This window comes from Hymenobacter seoulensis (genome assembly GCF_054780535.1).
In genome coordinates this window covers 562,985-583,162 of sequence record NZ_BAAGWD010000001.1, presented here as the reverse complement: position 1 = coordinate 583,162, position 20,178 = coordinate 562,985, and the positions used below count along the sequence as shown (strand labels likewise).

17 protein-coding genes are annotated in these 20,178 nt (G+C 57.2%); 7 read left to right on the top strand and 10 right to left on the bottom strand.

Annotated features, from left to right (window positions below):
• Positions 1-948 (top strand): glycosyltransferase family 2 protein, encoded by a 948-nt coding sequence (locus tag ACYVHC_RS02575; protein WP_460612096.1) that lies wholly within the window; start codon positions 1-3, stop codon positions 946-948.
• 11 nt (positions 949-959) lie between these two features.
• Here the strand turns inward: ACYVHC_RS02575 and ACYVHC_RS02570 are convergent, their stop codons facing one another.
• On the bottom strand, positions 960-2,597 hold the full coding sequence (locus ACYVHC_RS02570) for a hypothetical protein (RefSeq protein WP_460612095.1): 1,638 nt from the start codon (positions 2,595-2,597) through the stop codon (positions 960-962).
• Between the two features lie 169 nt (positions 2,598-2,766).
• Here ACYVHC_RS02570 and ACYVHC_RS02565 point away from each other — a divergent pair, with 169 nt between their 5' ends.
• Positions 2,767-3,576, top strand: coding sequence for a phytanoyl-CoA dioxygenase family protein (locus ACYVHC_RS02565; RefSeq protein WP_460612094.1), 810 nt, complete (start codon positions 2,767-2,769; stop codon positions 3,574-3,576).
• Between the two features lie 38 nt (positions 3,577-3,614).
• Here ACYVHC_RS02565 and ACYVHC_RS02560 read toward each other — a convergent pair whose 3' ends face one another.
• A complete protein-coding gene (locus tag ACYVHC_RS02560; protein WP_460612093.1) occupies positions 3,615-5,300 on the bottom strand; it encodes an ArnT family glycosyltransferase in 1,686 nt (561 codons plus the stop codon).
• A 114-nt stretch (positions 5,301-5,414) separates the two neighbouring features.
• Between ACYVHC_RS02560 and ACYVHC_RS02555 the strand changes: the two genes are divergently transcribed.
• Together ACYVHC_RS02555 and ACYVHC_RS02550 are read left to right on the top strand one after the other, a co-directional pair.
• Positions 5,415-7,055, top strand: a complete 1,641-nt coding sequence (locus ACYVHC_RS02555) for a hypothetical protein (protein WP_460612092.1) — start codon at positions 5,415-5,417, stop codon at positions 7,053-7,055.
• Between the two features lie 110 nt (positions 7,056-7,165).
• Positions 7,166-8,146, top strand: a complete 981-nt coding sequence (locus ACYVHC_RS02550) for an acyl-ACP desaturase (RefSeq protein ID WP_460612091.1) — start codon at positions 7,166-7,168, stop codon at positions 8,144-8,146.
• Between the two features lie 84 nt (positions 8,147-8,230).
• Here ACYVHC_RS02550 and ACYVHC_RS02545 read toward each other — a convergent pair whose 3' ends face one another.
• Positions 8,231-8,875: a hypothetical protein gene (locus ACYVHC_RS02545; protein ID WP_460612090.1), complete on the bottom strand. Its 645-nt coding sequence runs from the start codon at positions 8,873-8,875 to the stop codon at positions 8,231-8,233.
• A 213-nt stretch (positions 8,876-9,088) separates the two neighbouring features.
• On the bottom strand, positions 9,089-9,370 hold the full coding sequence (locus ACYVHC_RS02540; RefSeq protein ID WP_460612089.1) for a DUF427 domain-containing protein: 282 nt from the start codon (positions 9,368-9,370) through the stop codon (positions 9,089-9,091).
• Positions 9,371-9,585: 215 nt separating this feature from the next.
• On the opposite strand from ACYVHC_RS02540, the gene ACYVHC_RS02535 reads away from it, so the two are divergent.
• On the top strand, positions 9,586-10,692 hold the full coding sequence (locus ACYVHC_RS02535; protein WP_460612088.1) for a vWA domain-containing protein: 1,107 nt from the start codon (positions 9,586-9,588) through the stop codon (positions 10,690-10,692).
• Positions 10,693-10,772: 80 nt separating this feature from the next.
• On the opposite strand, the gene ACYVHC_RS02530 is transcribed toward ACYVHC_RS02535, so the two are convergent.
• Positions 10,773-11,744 (bottom strand): c-type cytochrome, encoded by a 972-nt coding sequence (locus ACYVHC_RS02530; protein ID WP_460612087.1) that lies wholly within the window; start codon positions 11,742-11,744, stop codon positions 10,773-10,775.
• 217 nt (positions 11,745-11,961) lie between these two features.
• Here ACYVHC_RS02530 and ACYVHC_RS02525 point away from each other — a divergent pair, with 217 nt between their 5' ends.
• Positions 11,962-13,488 carry a P-loop NTPase family protein gene (locus tag ACYVHC_RS02525; RefSeq protein WP_460612086.1) on the top strand — a complete coding sequence of 509 codons (1,527 nt, stop codon included), beginning with the start codon at positions 11,962-11,964 and terminating at the stop codon, positions 13,486-13,488.
• An 84-nt stretch (positions 13,489-13,572) separates the two neighbouring features.
• Here the strand turns inward: ACYVHC_RS02525 and ACYVHC_RS02520 are convergent, their stop codons facing one another.
• From ACYVHC_RS02520 to ACYVHC_RS02510, 3 genes are all read right to left on the bottom strand, one after another.
• Entirely contained in the window at positions 13,573-14,811 is a 1,239-nt protein-coding gene (locus tag ACYVHC_RS02520) for a radical SAM protein (protein ID WP_460612085.1), read from the bottom strand.
• Positions 14,812-14,816: 5 nt separating this feature from the next.
• Complete coding sequence (locus ACYVHC_RS02515; RefSeq protein ID WP_460612084.1) at positions 14,817-16,499, bottom strand: hypothetical protein; 1,683 nt, start codon at positions 16,497-16,499, stop codon at positions 14,817-14,819.
• A gap of 328 nt (positions 16,500-16,827) precedes the next feature.
• Complete coding sequence (locus tag ACYVHC_RS02510; RefSeq protein WP_460612083.1) at positions 16,828-17,286, bottom strand: peptidylprolyl isomerase; 459 nt, start codon at positions 17,284-17,286, stop codon at positions 16,828-16,830.
• A gap of 199 nt (positions 17,287-17,485) precedes the next feature.
• Between ACYVHC_RS02510 and ACYVHC_RS02505 the strand changes: the two genes are divergently transcribed.
• Positions 17,486-18,145 (top strand): fasciclin domain-containing protein, encoded by a 660-nt coding sequence (locus ACYVHC_RS02505; protein WP_460612082.1) that lies wholly within the window; start codon positions 17,486-17,488, stop codon positions 18,143-18,145.
• 117 nt (positions 18,146-18,262) lie between these two features.
• Here ACYVHC_RS02505 and ACYVHC_RS02500 read toward each other — a convergent pair whose 3' ends face one another.
• Together ACYVHC_RS02500 and rsgA are read right to left on the bottom strand one after the other, a co-directional pair.
• A complete protein-coding gene (locus ACYVHC_RS02500; protein WP_460612081.1) occupies positions 18,263-19,144 on the bottom strand; it encodes an NAD(P)-dependent oxidoreductase in 882 nt (293 codons plus the stop codon).
• A gap of 104 nt (positions 19,145-19,248) precedes the next feature.
• Positions 19,249-20,175, bottom strand: a complete 927-nt coding sequence (rsgA, locus tag ACYVHC_RS02495) for a ribosome small subunit-dependent GTPase A (protein WP_460612080.1) — start codon at positions 20,173-20,175, stop codon at positions 19,249-19,251.
• Positions 20,176-20,178 lie beyond the last annotated feature (3 nt).

The window sequence follows — 20,178 nt, the reverse complement described above, 5'->3', positions numbered from 1 at the left end:
ATGGCTAGTTTCCCCGCTGCTTCTGAGCTTTCTGCCAATTCACCGCTGCCACTGGTTAGCATTGTGGCTACCTGCTACAACCACGCGCCCTTCCTGCGCCCTGCCCTCGACTCCATTCTGGCCCAGACCTACCCCAATATTGAAGTAGTGCTCCTGGATAATGCCAGTACCGATGGTAGCGCGGCCATTTTGCAGGAATACGCAGCGCGTTACCCCCACTGGCATCTCCAACTGCTACCCGAAAATATAGGCCTGTGCCGGGCTTTCAACCTGGGCTACCGGCGCACTTCCGGAGAATTTGTCGTTGATTTTGCTACCGATGATGTGCTGCTTCCTGAGCGCCTCACCCAGCAGGTGGCCTTGTTCCAACAGTTGCCGCCGCATGTGGGGGTAGTGTATTCCGATGCTGAGCTGATTGATGAGCAGGGCCGGCACCTGCGCTACCACATCCGCCGCGAGAACGGCCGCCTGTTTCCGCAGCCGGCTTCCGGGGAGGTGTTTGCCGAAGTGCTGCGGCGCTATTTCATTAGCACGCCTACCATGCTGATGCGCCGCGCTACCCTCGATGCACTCGGTGGTTTCGATGAGACGTTGTATTATGAAGACTTTGATTTCTGGGTGCGCGCCGCTCGCGACTGGCATTTTCAGTTTCTGGATGCCGTAACTACCCAAAAGCGGAAGCACCCGCAGGCCATGTCGGGCACGGCCTACCGCCCCAACGACCCGCACCTGGATTCTACGGTAGCTACCTGCCGCAAAGCCCTGGTGTTGTGCCGTACCGCCGCAGAACGGGAGGCGCTGGCCGTGCGGGCACGCTGGGAAATGCGCCAGTGCGTGCGCCACGGCAGCCATGCACACGCGCTGCAGTTTGCGGAGGTGTTGCGCCAAACCGGCTACTTCACCTTGATTGATCAGCTAGTACCCGCCTGGAGCCGCTGGCGTAGCTAACAGAGCAAGGCTTACTGGATCTGGTACAACGCCACGCGCCCATCCTGGGCTACTAGCCGCCGACTTGGAAACTTCGCCAGCACTTCATCCGCCGTATAGCGAATCACGTTAGGCACCAAATCATCATTACTGAGAATAGCGCGGTTGAGCAGGAGCCAGGTAGGGCGGCCAGCTACCGGCCGAAGCGTGTCGTAGGCAGCGTAGGGCAGAAAACGCAGCCCGGCCGGCACCTGAAAGCCGTAGGAAAAATCGTAGTTACGCAGCAGAAAGTCATCGGCCAGCACCACGCCGCCCGCTGCACCGCGTAGCTCGCGCTGCAAGAGCCGGTGCTGGGCAAAGTACTCCGAGCGGCTGGGTTTGGTAACAAAATACGCGGGCCGGATGCTCAAACTCAGCGCCAGTACTAGCAGGAAAAGTCTGGCAAACCCGGTAGTGCCCGGCCGCAGCCAGGGAAACCGCAGCGCGTATCGGCCACCAAGCAGCGCCACCGCCACCAAGTACAGCCCCGGCAGTCCATACAGCACCGAAAGGCTATTGTGCAGCCAGGCTGCCGCCGCCAGCAGCCCCAGCGTCAGCCAGCCGGCCCCGCGCCCCGTCCGGACGAATTGCTCCGCTCCGAAGCCAGCGGCCAGGCACAGCGGTGGCAGAATGGGCGTGAGCATGCGCGGCAGCAATGAATTGGGGTTGTAGTAGGTGAGGGAGGTGCTGCCTACCCAGTACAGCGCCAGCGAAGTGCCCGTCAGCGCCACCCAAAACCGCACCTCACTGCCCTGACTTTGACGCCATTGGCTGGCGGCTCGTACCGCCAACAGCACCGCAATGCCCAGCCCAATACCCACCAACATAGCCAGCGGCTGCCAGGTGATGCGGGCCCACAAGTCGGAGCGGCCGAGGGAGTAGTTATGGTGCTTGAGCTTTTCGTTGGTGTGCTCTACCACGTGCAGCGGGTACAGCGCGTCGTGGGCTACCAAATAATAGAAAGCAAAGTATAAGGCCAATAAGACAACGCCCGCTAGCAGACTGGCACTCCAGAACCGGAGGTGGCGGCGGTACCATACGTCGCGCACCAGCACCAGCGCATAGAAGGGGAGGTAGTAGGCAATGGTTTCCTTGCTGAGCAGGGCTAGGAAGCTGAGGAGGGCAAAGCCAATACCCCAGCCCACCGGAAAATTCTGCTCAGGGCGCCGGCCTACTACTAGGGCAGTTGCGCTGAATAAAGCAAAGAATAAGAGAATGTTATCGGGGTAAAGGTAATTCGTTAGATTAAGAGTAAAGTAGTGGAGGCCAAGCAGAAGTATAGCCACGCTGGCAGCCACAGGAGCGTGACGCCGGTACGCAAACAAGATAAGCCCGAGGGCCCCGAGCGTGCACAGCAGCGGCCAAAGCGTGGTGGAAAATATGCCAACGCCAAATATGTAATAGAGCAAGGCTACCGGCCCAAAAACCAGGAAGCGGTTGTGCAGCGGATTATGGTCATCGTGGCCGGGAGGCGGGGCCACCTGAAAGGTGCCAGATACCAGCTGATGGGCATAGCGGGCGTAGGCGTGGTCGTCGAAATCGTAAATGCCCTCGTGGGTAAACCAAAAATACACGAGCGTGAAAAGCCCGACGAAAACCAACGTAAGCGTAGGCAGATGAGAGCGTTGCAAGAAACCAAGCTACAGATGATACAAAACCCAAGTTGCTGCTAGCTGCTCAGCAGCCGCCAACCCAGGCCGCAGCAAGTTCCGAAAGAAATTGGGCTGACCGGCAGTGTATTTTGGCCTTATCGGTTTTGGCTACCTTGCGGCTTCTTCCTTAGCTAGTATATGTTTCGATATGAAAGCCAGAATTAATGAGCGTGAGGTGCAGTATTCAATTGAAGGAGACACGCACGCTCCCGACGACCGGGTGCTGCTGGCCCACAGCATTGACCTCTCGGCAGGGACTACGTGGGCGGCTGAGGGCTATGTAGTAGCGCCTTTCTTGGCGCCTGAACAGCAGGAGCAGTTGCGGGCCGGGCTGGAAGAACTAGTGCGCGAAGCTGTGCGAAATACCGGCCTGGAAGTGCCCCCGCACATGTCCATGGCCCTGTACCATCAGTTAATTGGCCATGATCAGGCTCGGCACTTAGAGGTGGTGCGGCAGCTCAAGGAAATTCAACAGGCGAAATTGCCGGTACCCGCCTCGGTGCTCGAGGCCCGGGTAAGTGAGCTTTGCGGCCGGCCAGTGCAGGCCCATAACCCCTTTGAGGAGCTGGAGGTGTTTCATATGCGCCTGGTGCGGCCCGGCCGCTCCGATAATAACCCCTTGCACCGCGACGTATGGCTGCCCGACTACGATGACTGCATCAACATTTACGTGCCCGTTTGCGGCAGCACGTCACAGTCCTCGCTGAGTCTGGTACCCGGCAGTCATTGGTGGCCCGAAAGCCGTACCAGCCGCACGCAGGGCGGGGCCGTGTACAACGGCGCTACCTATACGGTGCCCGCCGTAACCAGCGCCCCCACCGAGCTGCACCTAATTCGGCCCAACCCAGGGCTAGAGGAAGTACTGCTGTTTTCGCCCTACTTGCTGCATGGCGGGGCCGTAAATCTGAACGAGGACGAAACCCGCATTTCGCTGGAAATGCGCTTCTGGCAGAAATAGAACAGCCGGTTTAAAGCTCGCTAGGGCCTAGTAATTAGTTACTTGGCAATGGAAGTGCCGTTGGCTTCTAATTGGTACAGCTCTACACGCCCATCCTGAGCTACCAAGCGCCGGTGCGGAAACCAGCTTAGTACCGAGTCGGGGGAGTAGCGAATAAGCTTGCGCGTCAGCTCGTCGTTAGAAAGGGTAGCCCGGTTCAGGAGCAGCCATGCCTGTTGCTGCGGGCCTAGCTGCACCGAGTCGCGCGACCAGTACCGGCGGTATTGTAGGCCCGGGGGTACTCGAAAGCCATAATAGAAATCATAGTTGCCGATTAGGTAGTCATCAACAAATACTACACCCTGCGCCGGCCCGAAGAGGTGCTGACGGATGATGCGGTTCTGGGCAAAGTGCTCCGATACCGATGGCTTCTGCATAAAGTACACCGGGCGGATAGCCAAGGTGCCGGCCAGCATGGCCATGGTTGCCGCCGCCAAACCGGCCGAGCCTGGGGCCAGCAGAACCGGCCAGCGCCGCCAGCCCACGCCCAGCCCAACCACCAGCAAAAACAGGCCCGGCAGCGCATACACCACCGAAAGGCTGTTGCGTAGCCAGGCCGCCATGCCCAACAGCACTATTCCAGCCAGCAGCAGGGGCCAGCGCTGGTGCTGCCGCAGCAAGTAGCTGAGCCCAAAGCCAGCCGCTAAAGCCAGCGGCGGCAGCAGCGGCGTGGTCATGCGCGGCAGCAGCGTGATGGGGTTGTACTGGCTGAGCGAGGTGCTACCAACCCAGTACAGCAGCAAGGTGCTGCCCGCCAGCGCCAGCCAGTATAGCCGGTCAGAGGAGCTAGCAGGCGGGCGCGGGGTATCGTGGCGGGTTGAAAGCGCGAAACAGGCTAGCAGCAGCATGAGGCCCAGGCCTGTGCCTACCAGAAAGGCAGCTGGCTGCCAGGTGATGCGGGCAAGCAGTGCGGCCCGGTTTCCAACCAGATAGTTGCCTTCTTTCAGAAAGTTGTTGGTGTTTTCGATGAGGTGAACCCGGTAAAGTGCATCGTGGGTGTAGTACTGATAGAAGCCCAGATAAGCCGCCAATAGCACAGCGCCCACCGCCATTGCCACCCCCCAAAACCGTCCGTTCCGCCGGTGCCAAACATCAAGTAGGAGCACGCCGCCATAGAACGGCAGGTAGTATACAATCGTCTCTTTGCTGAGCAGCGCCAGGAAGTTGAGGCCGGCAAAACCGGCTCCCCAACGCACGCTGGTTTGCGAGTTCTTTCGACCTAGTAATAGCGCTGATGAGGTGCATAAGCACCAAAACATCAGTATGTTATCTGGGTATAAGTAATTGGTTAAGTTAAGTGTGAAGTAGTGCAGGTTTAAGAGAAGAATAGCGGTAGCGGCCACTACCGGTTCCTGCCTGCCATACAAACGCCAGATAACAAAAGCGCACCCCAATGTGGCCAGCAGGGGCCATAGCGTCGCGCTGAAAATATTGAGCCCGAACAGCGCGAAGAACACGGCCACCGGCCCGAAAATAAGTGGGCGTTCTTTCAGCGGGTCGTGGAGTAAGCCCAGCGGATCGGGTTCTACGCGGAAGGTGCCGGAGAGCAGTTGGTGCGCGTAGCGGGCATAGAAATAATCGTCGAGGGCATATAGGCCTTCATGAGTCAGCAGGAAGTAGGCTATCGTGAGCAGCACCACCAGTAGTAGCGCTAGCGTGGGAAGGCGGGTGAGGATTCGGTTCACGCTGCCAAGATAGGAGGTGAAGTCGCCTCGACGGGCATAACGAGTGAGGTCAGGAGCCCGCCGCACCCACTAGGGCAGCGTGCCGACCCGCCCCAACTAGCTATCTTGCGTGCTATGATGCTGCGCCGCTTCTCTCTGCTACTGCTGCCTCTGCTGTTACTACTGCTGAGCGGATTGGGACTGGGCGTGTACTACGAAACCAACGACGACCTGGCCATTGTGGCCCTGCTCCGGGGCAATACGGCCGCAGCACCCGTTGAGGATCTGCAGCTCTACTTTCATGGCTATGCCGCCGTGTGGAGCCGCTTGTACCAGGTTTTTCCTGCTGTGCCGTGGTATGCGCTTACGTTGTACGCACTGCTTTATGCCGCAACCGTACTGCTATTTGCGGTACTCCATCGGCTTTTAAGCCCTAAAATCGGTACATGGGCAACCTGGGGCTTTCTGGTGCTTTTCTTTGGCGTGGCGTGGCTGGAGCATGGCTTCTGGTTTAACTATATGAGGGTGCCGTTGCTGCTGGCGGGTACGGGCATTTTGTTTGCCGCGCAGCGCGCGCCGGCCCGGTGGGCTTTGGCGGTGGGGCTGGTTGCTTTTGCGCTTGCCTGGCTGATCAGGCCTAGTGCGGCGGTGTTGGGGGCGCTGGTGGCTGTGCCCGGCGCCTGGTGGCTGGCGCGGCTCCGGGCGGCTCCTGTCTTGGGCTTGGCCGCCGCGTGGGCCCTAGGGGGCGCATTATGGTTGAACCTCACTTGGAGCCCCGCGGCCGCTACCTTCCGGCGCCTCGATGTGCTCAAGTCTAATCTCCAGGATTTTCAGCTGAAGGCTCCGCCACGCCATCAACTTACCGCTTCCGATAGCCTGGCCCTGGCCGCGACCCAACAGTGGATGATGGCTGACTCTAGCCTCGTGAATGAAGCGGTGCTAGCACGGGTGGCACCTTTGCCCAGCCCCAGCTATTTTCTGCAGCACATTGCGCCCAGCAAATTTAAGGCTGTGCTGAGGCAAGTGCCCCGCGACTATTTTCCGATGCTACTGTTGCTAGCCGTTTCGGCAGGCCTGGCCCTGCGGCTGCCGGGGCAGCACCGCGTATTTGGGTTGGTGCAGCTGGGGTACCTAGTACTGCTGCTCGGGCTGGGTACAATCTTGAAGCTGCCCCCCCGGCTTACTCTGCCTTTGCTGGATTTCTGGGTGCTCAGCAACCTGGCGTATCTGTTTCAATCAATAGGAAAAAAGAGTGCGCTAACTCCTGCATATCGGGTGCTGCTAATGGTGCTGGGCGTAGCGGCAGTGCCGTATAGCTACAAAACGTGGCATCGGAGAGCGGTGCTAGGCCAGGAGAGGGCTCAAAACATGCAAATGCGGCAGGAGCTAGGTGTTGGCCTTACCGCAACGTCAGTAGTGGTTTCTGATGCATTTGAGCAGTGCTACAAGGCCCAGTCGCCGTTTGCAGAAACGGTTTTGCCGCCTGGCAAACTGCTATCGGTGGCAGGCTGGCCCACATTGCATCCCTCGCAACCGGCCCTGCGTCAGCACCTCACCGGCACCCGCGACTTTACGGGGGCTTTGCGGCGCCTAAGCACGCGGCCCATTGTAATTTGGCTCCTGACGCCAACCGGGGCCGCCATTCTTAACCGCCAACTGGCGTTGCGTGCCCAACCAAACACGCCTAGGGTGTGGCTGGAGCCAAAGCCCCGCAACGAAATAGGACGTTTCGGCGATGCCCAGCTGTACCAAATGCGTACAGAATTCCCGCTGTAGCAAACCAAGGCCAAAATTTTATAGGGGGCAAAATGACTTATTCTGCTTTGAGCGGGGTATGGAAAATATACCTTTGAGCTCCTATATTCCTCTCTTCACCACCCTTTGCCATGATTACTGCCTCCGTAACCTCTCGTGGGGAAGTGCTTCAGCATATTGAGCCCTTCCTGAAAGAAAACCTGGGTACGTTCCTGAAGAGCGTAGAAAACAGCTGGCAGCCCTCCGATTATTTGCCCGACCCCCGCGACGAAAACTTTTTCTCGGAGGTGAAACTGCTGCGTGAGCGGGCCAAAGAACTAAGCTACGATTTACTGGCTGTGCTCATCGGTGACACCATTACCGAAGAAGCCCTGCCGAACTACGAAGCCTGGTTTCATCAGCTCGACGACCTAGGGCGCGACCCCAACAACGGCTGGGCCCAGTGGATCCGGGGCTGGACTGCCGAGGAAAACCGCCACGGTGATTTGCTGAACCGTTACCTCTACCTCTGCGGCCGCGTGAACATGCGCGAGTTTGAGGTGAGCACTCAGTATCTCATTGCCGATGGCTTTGACCTGGGCACGGCTCACGACCCTTATCGGGCGTTTGTGTACACCAGCTACCAGGAAGCGGCTACCAACCTCTCGCACCGCCGCGTAGGTACGCTGGCTCGCAAAGCCGGCGACGCGCAACTGTCAAAAATCTGCGGCATGATTGCTGGCGACGAAACCCGCCACGCCCGCGTGTACCAGACGTTTGTGGAGAAGATCTTTGAAGTAGACCCATCGGAAATGATGCTGGCCTTCGAGGACATGATGCGTAAGAAAATTGTGATGCCCGCCCACTACATGCGCGAGATGGGCGTGGAGATGGGCAAAACATTCGGCCACTTCACCGATGCTGCGCAGCGCCTGGGCGTGTACACCAGCCAGGACTACACCGATATCTTGGAAGGCCTGATTACTACCTGGAAAGTTGACCAGATTACGGGTCTGAACGCCGCCGCTGAGAAAGCGCGCGACTACGTGATGGCCCTGCCCAACCGCCTGCGCCGCGTAGCCGACCGTATGCCCGTTCCGAAATTGGAATACAAGTTTAAGTGGATTGAGTAGCACCTAGTTTCTGCTACGTGAGTATAAAAAAAAGCCCCGGCCAAGTAGTGGCCGGGGCTTTTTTTATGGTAGTAAGCAAACCAATTAGGGCTTCGCGTCCATTGACTGGCCCATTACCAGCTTGCCCGTGTTGTCGAGGGTGTACTCAACGGTGCGGGTGCTGGGGGTAGCGGGCTGCGTAGCGCTGGCATCAGCGGTGCTAGTGCTGGTTACCGGGAATGTGCGCACCAGTTTGTTGCCGCTGATTTGGTAGGTGTCCTGGCCCGTGTAGCCAATGCCCGCCGTGCCGGCTGGCGTGCCCGGGAACGAAATGGGGGTGTAACCCCGCTCGGCAAACTCAAAAATATAGAGGCCACCGTTGGCGCGCTTGTTATCGGTCATGATAAACAGCTCGGGCTTGCCATTGCCGTTCAGGTCGCCGGAAGCAATGTTGGTTACAGCGCCGCTCACTTCCAGGCGAAGTGGGTCAATGGTTTGAGCTGTGCCGCGGTACGAGCGTACGCTCACTACGCGGGGCTCCTGCGAGCCGAACGTTTTCACCACAAAGCGGTGGTCGCCCTGGGTTATTTCACGGTTAAAGGTTACGTCGCTGTCATCAACAGTAGGCGTTGTAACAACCGTGTCAGAAGAAGCTTCGCTTGTCACCTGGCGCGTTGAGTCGCAGGAGGAAAGCGTGGCGGCTACTGCAGTTGTAGCCAGCAACAGGCGTGAGATAGAAGAAGTAGACATGACGGAAAGAGAATTAGGGAATATGCTGAGTAAGCCTATGGCTTTATGTCAACGGGAGAGAAAGCAGTCAATTTAAACGCAATGTAGATACATTGAGTTGTATTTTTTCTATTGCAATTTCATTAAATGGTTACTGATCAGTAATATATTAACATATCAATGTATAGACAAATATTAGGCCCGTCAAAGTGCTAAAACGGCTATTTTTCTAGCCTACGGCTCAACTCGAACCCCTTTCCAGAAGGCCACCCGACCCTTGATTTTTGCAGCGGCTTCTTTGGGCTCAGGATAGTACCAGGCCGCGTCCTTGTTGAGCTCCCCGTTCACGCGTAGGGAGTAGTAGCTGGCGCGGCCTTTCCAGGGGCAGGTGGTGCCGGCAATGCTATCCTCAAAGAATTCGCGCTTGATAGAATCGGCCGGGAAATAGTGGTTGTTTTCCACTACTACAGTATCATTGCTTTCCGCAATTACGGTGTTGTTCCAGATGGCTTTCATGGGGTTAATGTAAAGTGATGAGGAGAAAAAGGGAGGCAGCTAGGGCCGGGTTTAAGCCGTACGCAGGCCTAGTAAACCGCTAGGCATCAGGCACGGCTAAACCGTTCTGACCGCCTCGGGGCGAACCAACTCCTGGTGCCGGGGCCTGGCCAGTTGCCACTACACTGAACATTGCTACCCCGGCGGTTGTTCTCAAAACTCATTCTCCTATAGTTATGTCCGCAGGCTTTCGTTTTCGGGATTACGTGCCCGAGGAGTCGACCGAAAAAGGTTTCGACTCCCTCTTCAAGATATTCATGCAGCTTATCACCATCACTAGCGGCGACGTGGGTGAGGCCCTTTCGTGGTTAAATGAGCTGGATAAGCAGTACGGCCTCACCGATGATGGCTATGGCATGGGCGATTTCATTGAGGACCTGAAGAAAAAGGGCTACATCGATGAAAACGAGCAGGAGCCAGGTTCCTTCAACATCACGGCCAAAAGCGAGCAAACCATTCGCAAAAGCGCCCTGGAGGAAATCTTTGGCAAGCTGAAAAAATCGGGGCAGGGCAACCACCGCACGCCCCACACCGGCCAGGGCGACGAGCAAAGCACCGATATGCGGGAGTTCCGCTTCGGCGACTCCTTGGACCAGATTTCCATGACGGAGTCCATTCGCAATGCCCAGCTCAACCACGGCCTTGGCACTGGCGAGTTTATGCTCACGGAAGGCGACCTGGAAGTGCGCGAAAATGAGCATAAGAGCCAGACCAGCACGGTGCTTATGATCGACATTTCGCACTCCATGATTCTGTACGGCGAGGACCGCATTACGCCCGCCAAAAAGGTGGCCATGGCTCTGGCCGAGCTGGTAAAGCAGAAGTACCCCAAGGATTTCCTCGACGTCATTGTGTTCGGTAACGACGCCTGGCAGATTGAGGTGAAGGAGTTGCCGTACCTGCAAGTAGGGCCGTACCACACCAACACGGTGGCGGGCCTGGAGCTGGCCCTGGATCTGTTGCGTAAGCGCAAAACGCCTAACAAGCAGATTTTCATGATTACCGATGGCAAGCCTACTTGCCTGAAGGAAGGCAACGGCTACTACAAAAACAGCTTTGGCCTCGACAGGAAGGTTGTAAACAAGACGCTGAACCTGGCCGCTGCTGCTCGCCGCCTGAAGGTGCCCATCACGACGTTCATGATTGCCTCCGACCCGTATCTGCAGCAGTTTGTGGAGGAGTTCACGCAGGTAAACCAGGGCAAAGCCTACTACAGCGGCCTGAAAGGGCTCGGCCACCTCATCTTTGAAGACTACAAGCGCAACCGCCGCAAGTCGGTGTAGGCTGGTGCTATTTACAAACACAAAAGCGTCCGGAGCTGAAAGCCCGGACGCTTTTGTGTTTTAACTCAATCGGTTTGGGGCTAGCGAGAGGCTAGGGCGCCGCCATCTTCCGGGGTAGCATTTTTGATTTTGGGCACCGACTGCAGGTACGCGAAAATGGCATGCACTTCGTCGTCGCTGAGGGTTGAGTACTTGGGCATGGGGTAGGCGAGCGGTCCTTTCGGCGACATTCCAAACTTCACACTCCTGGCAAACTGCTCCTCGGTCCAGTTGCCAATGCCGGTTTCCGGGTCGCCGGTGATGTTGCGCGTTACTACTTCCTGCTTCTCCAGATTCAGCATGCGGTTGCCGCCGCCCAAGTAGCCCTCCGATTTTTCGGGTTCCATCGGATTGTTGGTTTTGAAATCCTTGCTGTGGCAGTCGTAGCACTTGTAGCGGCCCACCACAAGGTAGCGCCCGTAGGCCACCGCGTTTTCCGCTGTGGGAGCCTTTACCTCAGTCGCCGGCATGGGCGTGGGCTTCATCACGCTATTGGTAAGCGCTTTCAGCAGAAACGACGGTTCCTGCTCCTTAGAAGGGGTAGCGTTGGGCTTTACGAGGGCATTGTCAGAGCGCAGAAAGGCAATAACGCTGTTCACGTCTTCATCCGACATCAGGGCAAAGCTGGGCATCACGACGCGGTAACGCCCATCTGGCCCAATGCCCGTGCGCAGCAGCGTGACTAGTTGGGCATCCGTCCAGCGTCCAATGCCGTGGTTGGGGTCTTGGGTGATATTGGCGGCATACACGCGGCCAAACTCCGGCGGAATATCCAGCAGCTCATGCCCGGAAAGAGATTGGGTTTCGCGGTTGAGGTGGCAGTCGGCGCAGGTAGAAAGCACCAGCTTCTCGCCCAACTCTACCCGGCTGGGGGTGCTGGCCACGGTGCGCGGCGTCAGGGCCGGAACATCATAATGCGGAATACCCCGGGTTTGAATAAACAATGCTACCCCGGCGGCCAGCAGCAGTAGCACGGCTACCACTACGCCCACGATTTTTAGTCCCCGTTTCATAATAGTATTGGTTAGTAGCTACTTAAATAAAAATATAGTTTATGTAATATACAAGCAAAATGAGTTTGGAATACCCCAAAACGGAATTGCTATTACCTGCCTAATTTCTTGGTCGAACCAACGGCCCTACTTGGTAGTTGTACTACAAGCAAAGCGCCATCCCAAGCTGTACTATCTAGTAGAGCTTTCGTATACAGAGCGCTACTTACTCCCCTGTATGACTCAACCCGACATCCGCACCCTCGGTGCCCTGAAGAAATCCGGCTATAAGCCCCGCTCCGTAAAGCAGGAGCTTCGCGACAATCTGATTAAAAAGCTCCAGAGTAAGGAAGATGTGTTTCCTGGCATTTTTGGCTACGAGGAAACCGTAATTCCGGAATTGCAGCGCGCCATTCTGGCTGGCCATCATATTAACCTGCTGGGTTTGCGCGGCCAGGCCAAAACCCGCATTGCGCGCCTATTGGTAGGCTTGCTCGATGAATTTATTCCGGTTGTGGAAGGCTCAGAACTGAACGATGACCCGTTGCAACCGCTGTCGGTGTTTGCCAAAAACCTGATTGCAGAGCACGGCGACAACACACCCGTAAGCTGGCTGCACCGTGACGAGCGCTACACCGAGAAGTTGGCTACGCCCGACGTATCAGTAGCCGACTTGATTGGCGATGCTGACCCCATTAAAGCCGCTACGCTTAAGCTGCCGTACTCTGATGAGCGGGTGATTCACTTTGGTTTGATACCGCGTGCGCACCGTGGCATTTTTGTGATTAACGAGCTGCCCGACTTGCAGGCGCGCATTCAGGTGTCGCTGTTCAACATCTTGCAGGAAGGCGACATCCAGATTCGTGGTTTCAAGGTGCGCTTGCCCCTGGATATCCAGTTTGTGTTCACGGCCAACCCCGAGGATTACACCAACCGCGGCTCCATTGTAACGCCGCTCAAAGACCGCATCGACGCTCAGATTATCACGCACTATCCCAAGAGCATTGAAATCGGGAAGCGCATTACCAAGCAGGAAGCTCGTATTAAAGAAGAGCAGAAAGGCATGGTAACCAGCAACGAAATCATACACGACTTGGTGGAGCAGGTGGCCGTAGAGGCGCGCGCCTCGGAGTTTGTGGATGCCAAATCGGGTGTTTCGGCTCGCCTCACCATCTCTGCCTACGAGCAGGTAGTGGCCGGGGCCGAGCGGCGGGCTCTTATCAATGGCGAGAAGAACACCTACGTGCGCGTCGGCGACTTTATTTCGGCGGTACCGGCCATTACGGGTAAGGTAGAGCTGGTGTACGAAGGCGAGCAGGAGGGAGCTGGCATTGTGGCCGAAAAACTTATGGGCAAAGCCGTCCGGACGCTGTTTCTGACTTACTTCCCTGACCCCGACAAAGCCAAAAAGCTGAAAGGCCGCCCGAGCCCCTACAAAACGGTGCAGGAGTGGTTTGGCAGCGGCCATACCGTGGATATGCTGCATGATGCCTCCACGAAAGACTACCGCACCGCCCTCGACCAAGTGCCCGGCCTGCGCGACATCGTGACGGAACTGCACCCTAATGAGGACGTGGAAACCACCTACTTCCTGATGGAGTTCCTGCTGCACGGCCTGGCCGAATACAGCCTGATTTCTCGCAACCGCCTCACGGCCGGCGCGCAGTTCAAAGACTTGCTTTCCTCGATGTTCACTATGCCTAGCTTCGGCGAAGATGACGATGATGAGGAAGACGAAAAGCCTCAGCGCGGCCGTCGTCGGTAGGCCCAAGCCATCGTACTAGGCCCAGAAAAGAAGCCAACCTCTGTATGAGGTTGGCTTCTTTTGTTTGTAGGGGTTGGAAGGCAACTAGAGGCTAGCGCCCGGGAATTGATGGCAGCCTCCGCTACAAACAGCAGCTAGTGAATTTTCCAGGTTGCCGTGCAGGGCGCTGCCGCTTTTCTTTTGGCAGAAGGGGCAGGCGTGCAGGTCGCCATCGGTATCCACGTAGGCAAACCGGTCGGCGGAGCCGCTGCACCCCATGCGCCGCTGGTGGTAGCCGTAGTGATGCACGATAGGCCAGTTGAGGTACTCGTCATTCTGGTTAAGCTTGAGGTAGAAGGCTTCCAGCAACTGCAACTGCGCAGCTGAAAGGGCCACGTCTTGTCCGGCATAATGCCCCGCCTCCTGTGGCTCCAGTACATGAATGAATGACACGCCTAACTGTCGGGCTAGGCGGGCGTAGGCCATCAGGTTGGCTTCGGTGGTGAAGGCCCGGGTTGCGCAAACCGTCAGGCACACTACCAAGCCTGCTTCCTGGGCATGCACCACGGCCTGGATGGCAGCTAAATAAGCATCTGCTGACCCCCGGAACGCATTGTGCTGGGCGGCTTCGTGATGGTCGAGGCTGATGGAAAGACCTGTCAGGCCTGCCTGGCGGAGCTGGCGGGCGTTTTGCTGCGTGACGTGAAAGCCGGAAGTGAACACCCAAAAATCGGTGCCCGACTTGGCAGCACGGAGTACGGCCAGCAAGTCATGGATGCGCAGCATCGGCTCGCCACCACTAAAGAAAATCTGGGTTACCTGCCGCTCCTGAAAGGCCGCAACCATAGCGTGCAAATCGCTGAGCGAAAGGGTCTCGCGCTGATTGAGGGCATCCCATTCAAAACAATGCTCACAGGCTAGCGGACACTTCTTGGTGATGGCCAGAAACACCATTTGCAGGCGGTGCGCATCGGGCCGGAACGGAACCAGGCGGTGCAGCGTGGTATCAAGATAGGTGGAGTACGCCGCCGAGGGCCAGCCCGGCACCTGAAACTCACGGTAGGAGCGGCCGGCTACCTGGGCTACCTTGCGGCGCTGCAGCGGGCCATAATACTGCTGCCGCAACTCTCGGAGTTGGAGTAGTACCCGCCGGAGTTTGCCCGGCGAGGTAAGGTAGCGGCGTAAGGTAGCCAGGGTGGCCAGGCCCAGTTGCAGCCGAATCAGGGTCCGTTTCCAGCGCGAGGCTACTATGGTTGGCGGCAGCGTTGGAAGTGGGGTAGCTAGCACGGTTTTGGCGGGCGCACTATCCAGAAAAGTGAGGTCAGAGATGAGGACGGGTTCCATACAAACTAGCGGCTAGCAACTACTGGGTTCGACTGCTCTTGCACCTGCTGGTACCTTTCCTTAGAGAACTCAATGAAGCGGCCTGGCCGCCGGAACGAGTACAGCTCCGCCAGATTCGGAAGGCCCTCGTAGTTGCGGATGGGTTCGTAGTAGCCTTTGGTGTGCAGGAAGGAGGTAGTGCGTGTGGCGGCCGAAGCAGGGGGTAGTTGCCCTTGATAGGTGAGCCGGACCTCGGTGCCGGGGTGCAATTGCTGCAGGTACTGGCCATCGTCGTGCAGTAGGGCTGGCCGTTGGTCGCGTCCCTGTTCGTCGCGGGCGGTGTGGGGTTGGTAGCGGTCCACCTGCACGGGCTGGTCGGGGCTAAGGTCGAGGGCGGCATAGTCCAGCTCCCAGAACATAAAGCCCGTTTCCAGCTTCACGCGTACGGGTTTGCCCGGCTCCGTAGCCGGTAGGTTCAGCGGTACTACCAGGTCGCGGTAGGCTAGGGGCCCCACGGGCGGAATGGTTTCAACGGGTTGCCACCCCTGGGGCGTTTCCACGGATACGTTCAGGTGAATTCCCTGGTCGAGGGCCCATTGGCGCAGTTCCTGGGGCGGTACATCGTGCTGAGTGCGGGCCCAGGTGGTGTAGTGGGCCCCGAATTTCTTGGTGAACTCGCCATAGAGATAGTCCAGCCAGAGCGAGTTCTGAGCGCGCAGCACTAGCTTGCCTTGCCGGGCGCTGCTAGGGTTGTCAAAGGTCAAAATCAGGCTATTGCGGCTGGTTCCGGGCGTGGGGTCATTGAAGAGCACCACATTTTTGTCGGGGGCTGCTAACTGCTTGGTGTACGGCATGCCCCTGTCCGAAACAGCATGGGTTGGAGTCTGCGGGGTACCTAGCGTATGCACACCACCTCGCTGATCTAGCAATACTTGCATGGTACTAGGGTGCTCCACCACCCAAAGCTCGGCCAAGTTGGTGTACTGCCGCTCGCGCAGCTCATTCGTGATTTTCAGCTGGTACTGCTGGCCCTGGGGTTTCAAATTGGGTAGCGGCATGTAGTCGTCGCGCTCTGAAGGGGCGAAAATGGCGCCGCCGTAGGTTTCGCCCATAAACTGGTAACTCTGGCCATCATAGGCATACACAAACGGGCAGGAGCTTTTGGTTAGGGCAATGATGATGGTCACGACCGTTAGGGCGCCCACAATAACTCCTAGGGTCCCGAACACATACGAAACCGTGGTTTTGCCGCTGTCCTTCTCCACCACATCAAGCTGCTGCACGGCTGAGAGTGGAATGCTGACTTGTTGCCCTTCGCCGGTTTGGTGGCTGCTGATGAAGATGTGCACCAGGTTGAGCACGGCAGCTTTATCGCGCAGTTTAAAACGGGGCGAGGCTTGGATGGGCTTTGAGTACTTAACGAGTGTAGAATCAACGGCGCCTCTCAGGCCTTCCAGTTGCTCATTGACGACGCGCGGGGCAGTTAGCTGCCAGGTTTCAGTGCCTTCATGAATTATGAAATACTTGGAGCTGGCCAGTTGAGAAAGCTCCTCGGGCTTGGTTTCCTGCTTTTGCTTGCGGTAGTAGTTGCAGCCGCCCAGTAGCGGTACCAATGCCAGCAGGAGCACCCAACTAAGCACAGTACTAACCCGCCGGCCTCGGCATACTGCCAGCCACGTGCGGCCCGAAATAGGAGTAAAGACTACCATAGAACAATAAGGCAAAAGGAACCTGAGGTAACACGTAAACTTCAGTGGGCTAGAGTGGGCTGGTAACACTAGGCCTCAGCGAGCTACTAACCTACTTCTGGGCAAGCCGCTGCACCAAACCAAAGTACTTGCATGTAAGACTTTAGCAGACTAGCAGAGCAGGAGGTATCTGGCTGTAATGTAATTGTTTGCATGCTATATTAAAGACTTTATATGTAGTTGGCTGCTAGCAGTGCATACACGGTAGAGCGCTGAGGTTGGCGCAAAAAAAAACGCCCGCCAGAAATCTGGCAGGCGCTGTAACATGTGGTTTGCTGCGAAGAGAAGCCTAGGCTTCGTTCACCACAATTTTCTGGATTTCATCGTTGGCTTTAATCTGGTCGATAACGTCCAGGCCTTCCACTACTTTGCCAAATACGGTGTGGTTACGGTCGAGGTGAGCCGTGTTTTGGCGGTCGTGTACAATGAAGAACTGCGAGCCACCCGTGTTGCGGCCGGCGTGGGCCATGCTGAGGGCGCCGCGCTCATGGTACTGGTTTTCGCCGTTCAGCTCGCAATCAATCTTGTAGCCAGGGCCACCGGTGCCGGGCGTGCCTTTAGCACCATCGCGCGAGTTCGGGCAGCCGCCCTGAATCACGAAATTGGGGATTACGCGGTGAAACTTCAGGCCGTCGTAGAAGCCTTTCTGCGCCAGGTCGGTGAAGTTTTTAACGGTGTTCGGAGCGTCTTTCTCGTAGAACTCCACTTTCATCACGCCCTTACTGGTGTGAATTTCGGCAGTTTTCATCGTTGATAAGTAAATAGGGTGGAACGGGCACGTATACGTGCAGGACCGGCCGGCGGGTATCGCCGAGGGGCAAAGGTAGTTATTTAGCCAGCCTCGGAACATCCGCGCACTGTTCTGGTTCGTAAGCATACTACCCCTAGCGCGCCCAGCGCCACGTGGCATTTCCAGAACCCAACTTCACCACCACCTTTCACTTTTTATGAAACAAGATCTGCGCCTGATTACGCTTTCCCTGCTGTCGGCTGGTATTGTGAGCTTTAGCCTCAGCAGCTGCGGCGACAACACAGCTACTACCGAGACAGCCACTACCACCCAAACCGATGCTACGACCGCGGCTGCCGATACGGCCGGCATGTTGTCGGACTCAGCCCGGATGGGCAAGAAAGAAGGCGTGATGGTGGATGGCGTGGCCATGACGCCCGACCGCACCATTGTGCAGAATGCCGTAATGGCTTCCAGCGTTACTACCCTCGTGAAAGCTGTGAAGGCCGCCGGCCTCGATGGCACGCTCAGCGGGGCAGGTCCGTTCACGGTGTTTGCGCCCACCAACGCCGCCTTCGATAAGCTCCCGAACGGGGCACTGGCTGGCCTGCTCAAGCCTGAAAGCAAAGAAAACCTGAAAGGCGTGCTTACTTACCACGTTATCCAGGGTCGCCTGCTGGCCCAGGATCTGCGCGATGGCCAGGAACTGACCACCGTGAATGGTGAAAAAATAAAGGTTTCGGTGCAAGGCGGCAAGGTGATGATCAGCAACGGCAAAGACGCCCCTGTAACCGTGCAAACCGCCGACGTTATTTCCAGCAACGGCGTTACGCACATCATTGATGGCGTGCTGCTGCCCCTGCCTCCTGCTAGCTAATTACTTGCCTCAGTAGTACTGAAAAGGCCCCGCTGCTACAGCGGGGCCTTTTTGTTGATAGCATTGAATGAGGTTTGGCCGTAGTCGAGACCTAGTAGCTAGGTGTACTACTTAAGTCTAGAGCCCGGCGCCTTCCGCAACGCGCTCGGCAAAGCCGGCCCAGTCATTGGTTTCCTGCTTGGCTACGCTGGTAGAAAGATGGTCGTGGATAATATTGGCAAAGGGCATGGGCACGATGTGGGTGCGGGCCTCATCCAGCACCAGGCGCAGGTCTTTGCGGATGATGGCCGGTGGGGCTCCGACAGGCTGGTAATTGCGCTCGGCAATGAGCTTGCCGTAACTCTTATAGATGGGCACGTTAAATAGGGTAGAGGTGAAAAACTCATACACCTGCTGTCGGTCGAGGCCGCTTTTCTGGGCCAAGGTGAAAGCCTCTGCCATGGCCTCGATGGCCGCGCCCAGCATAAAATTGCCGCACAGTTTTACCACGTTTGCCGCGCCAGGGTCGTCGCCGAAATCGTGCACGCCTTGGCCTAAAGCACCCAGAATGGGTGTAAGCTTTTCGCGGGCGCTGGCCTCACCGGAAGCGGCCAGCCACAATTTGCCGGCTGCTGCAACATCAGGCTTGCCAAATACGGGCGTGGCTACCAAACTGCTGCCATGGCGGGCGTGTTCCTCGGCCAGCCGGCGGTTGGTATCGGGGGCTACGGTGCTGCACGAGGCATGAACGGTTCCGGGGCGCAGGGCACCTAGCAACCCGTCAGGGCCCAGGCACAAGGCATCTAGCGCTTTCTCATCGGTAACCATTGTGAACACGAAGTCGGCGCTTTGCACTGCGGCGGCGGGGGTTGCGGCTACGGTGGCACCTAGCGCCTGCAGCGGCTCGGCTTTGCTGGCGGTGCGGTTATACACAGTGAGATGGTGTCCGGCTTTCAGCAGGTTTTCGGCCATAGCTCGGCCCATGCTTCCTAGGCCCAGAAAGGCAATAGAGTACGTCATCAGAATGATTGAGAAGTCGACGGAGAATAAATTCAGGGCGCGTTACTAGGTGCGCCAGCTGTGCAAACCGCCAACTCTTGCCTCAGGTTACGTCTGCCTAAATATTACTTCCGATTGTCGTCGCCTTGGAGCATGCTCACATAGCTGTCGTAGCGGGGCAGCGCAATTTTGCCTTTGTCCACGGCTTCCCGCACGGCGCAGCCTGGCTCGTGCAGGTGCTGGCAGTTGTGGTAGCGGCACTGGTTGAGTAAGGCGCGCATCTCGGGAAAATAATGCGCCAGCTCGCCGGCCTTCATATCCACTAAGCCCAGCTCCTTGATACCAGGTGTATCAATGAGGTAGGTGCCGGGCCGCACTTCCAGCATTTCAGCGAAGGTGGTGGTGTGCACACCTTTATCAGAAAACTGACTGATTTCCGCGGTTTTCAAGTCGAGGTCGGGCACCAGGGCATTGATTAGCGTACTTTTGCCCACGCCCGAATGGCCCGATAGCAACGACACCTTTCCTTCCAGCAAGGCATCAATTTCCGCAACGCCTTCGCCGGTGTAGGCGGAGCAGCGCAGGCCGGGGTAGCCCACGCGGGCATACATTTTCAGAATCTGGTCCTGATAATCTGCCAGGTCTTCGTCGTATAGGTCCGTTTTGTTGAACAGCAGCGTAACCGGAATCCGATACGCCTCGGCCGTAACCAAAAACCGGTCGATGAAACCAAAGGAGGTAGCGGGCGAAGCCAGCGTTACTACCAACAGGCCTTGGTCGAGGTTGGCGGCTACAATGTGGGCGTGTTCCGCTTTGTGCACCGAGCGGCGAATGATGTAGTTGCGGCGCGGCTCAATATGGTGAATCACGCCAGCGCCCTCGGTTTGCTCTTCCACTGTGAAGTCAACTTGGTCGCCAACGGCTAGCGGATTGCTCACTTTCAGGCCCTGGTTTTTGAACTTACCCCGCAGCCGACACCGATGCAACTGGTTGTTGCCCGTCTCGCGCACGATGTACCACGAGCCTGTGGATTTAACAATAGTTCCGGTCATATA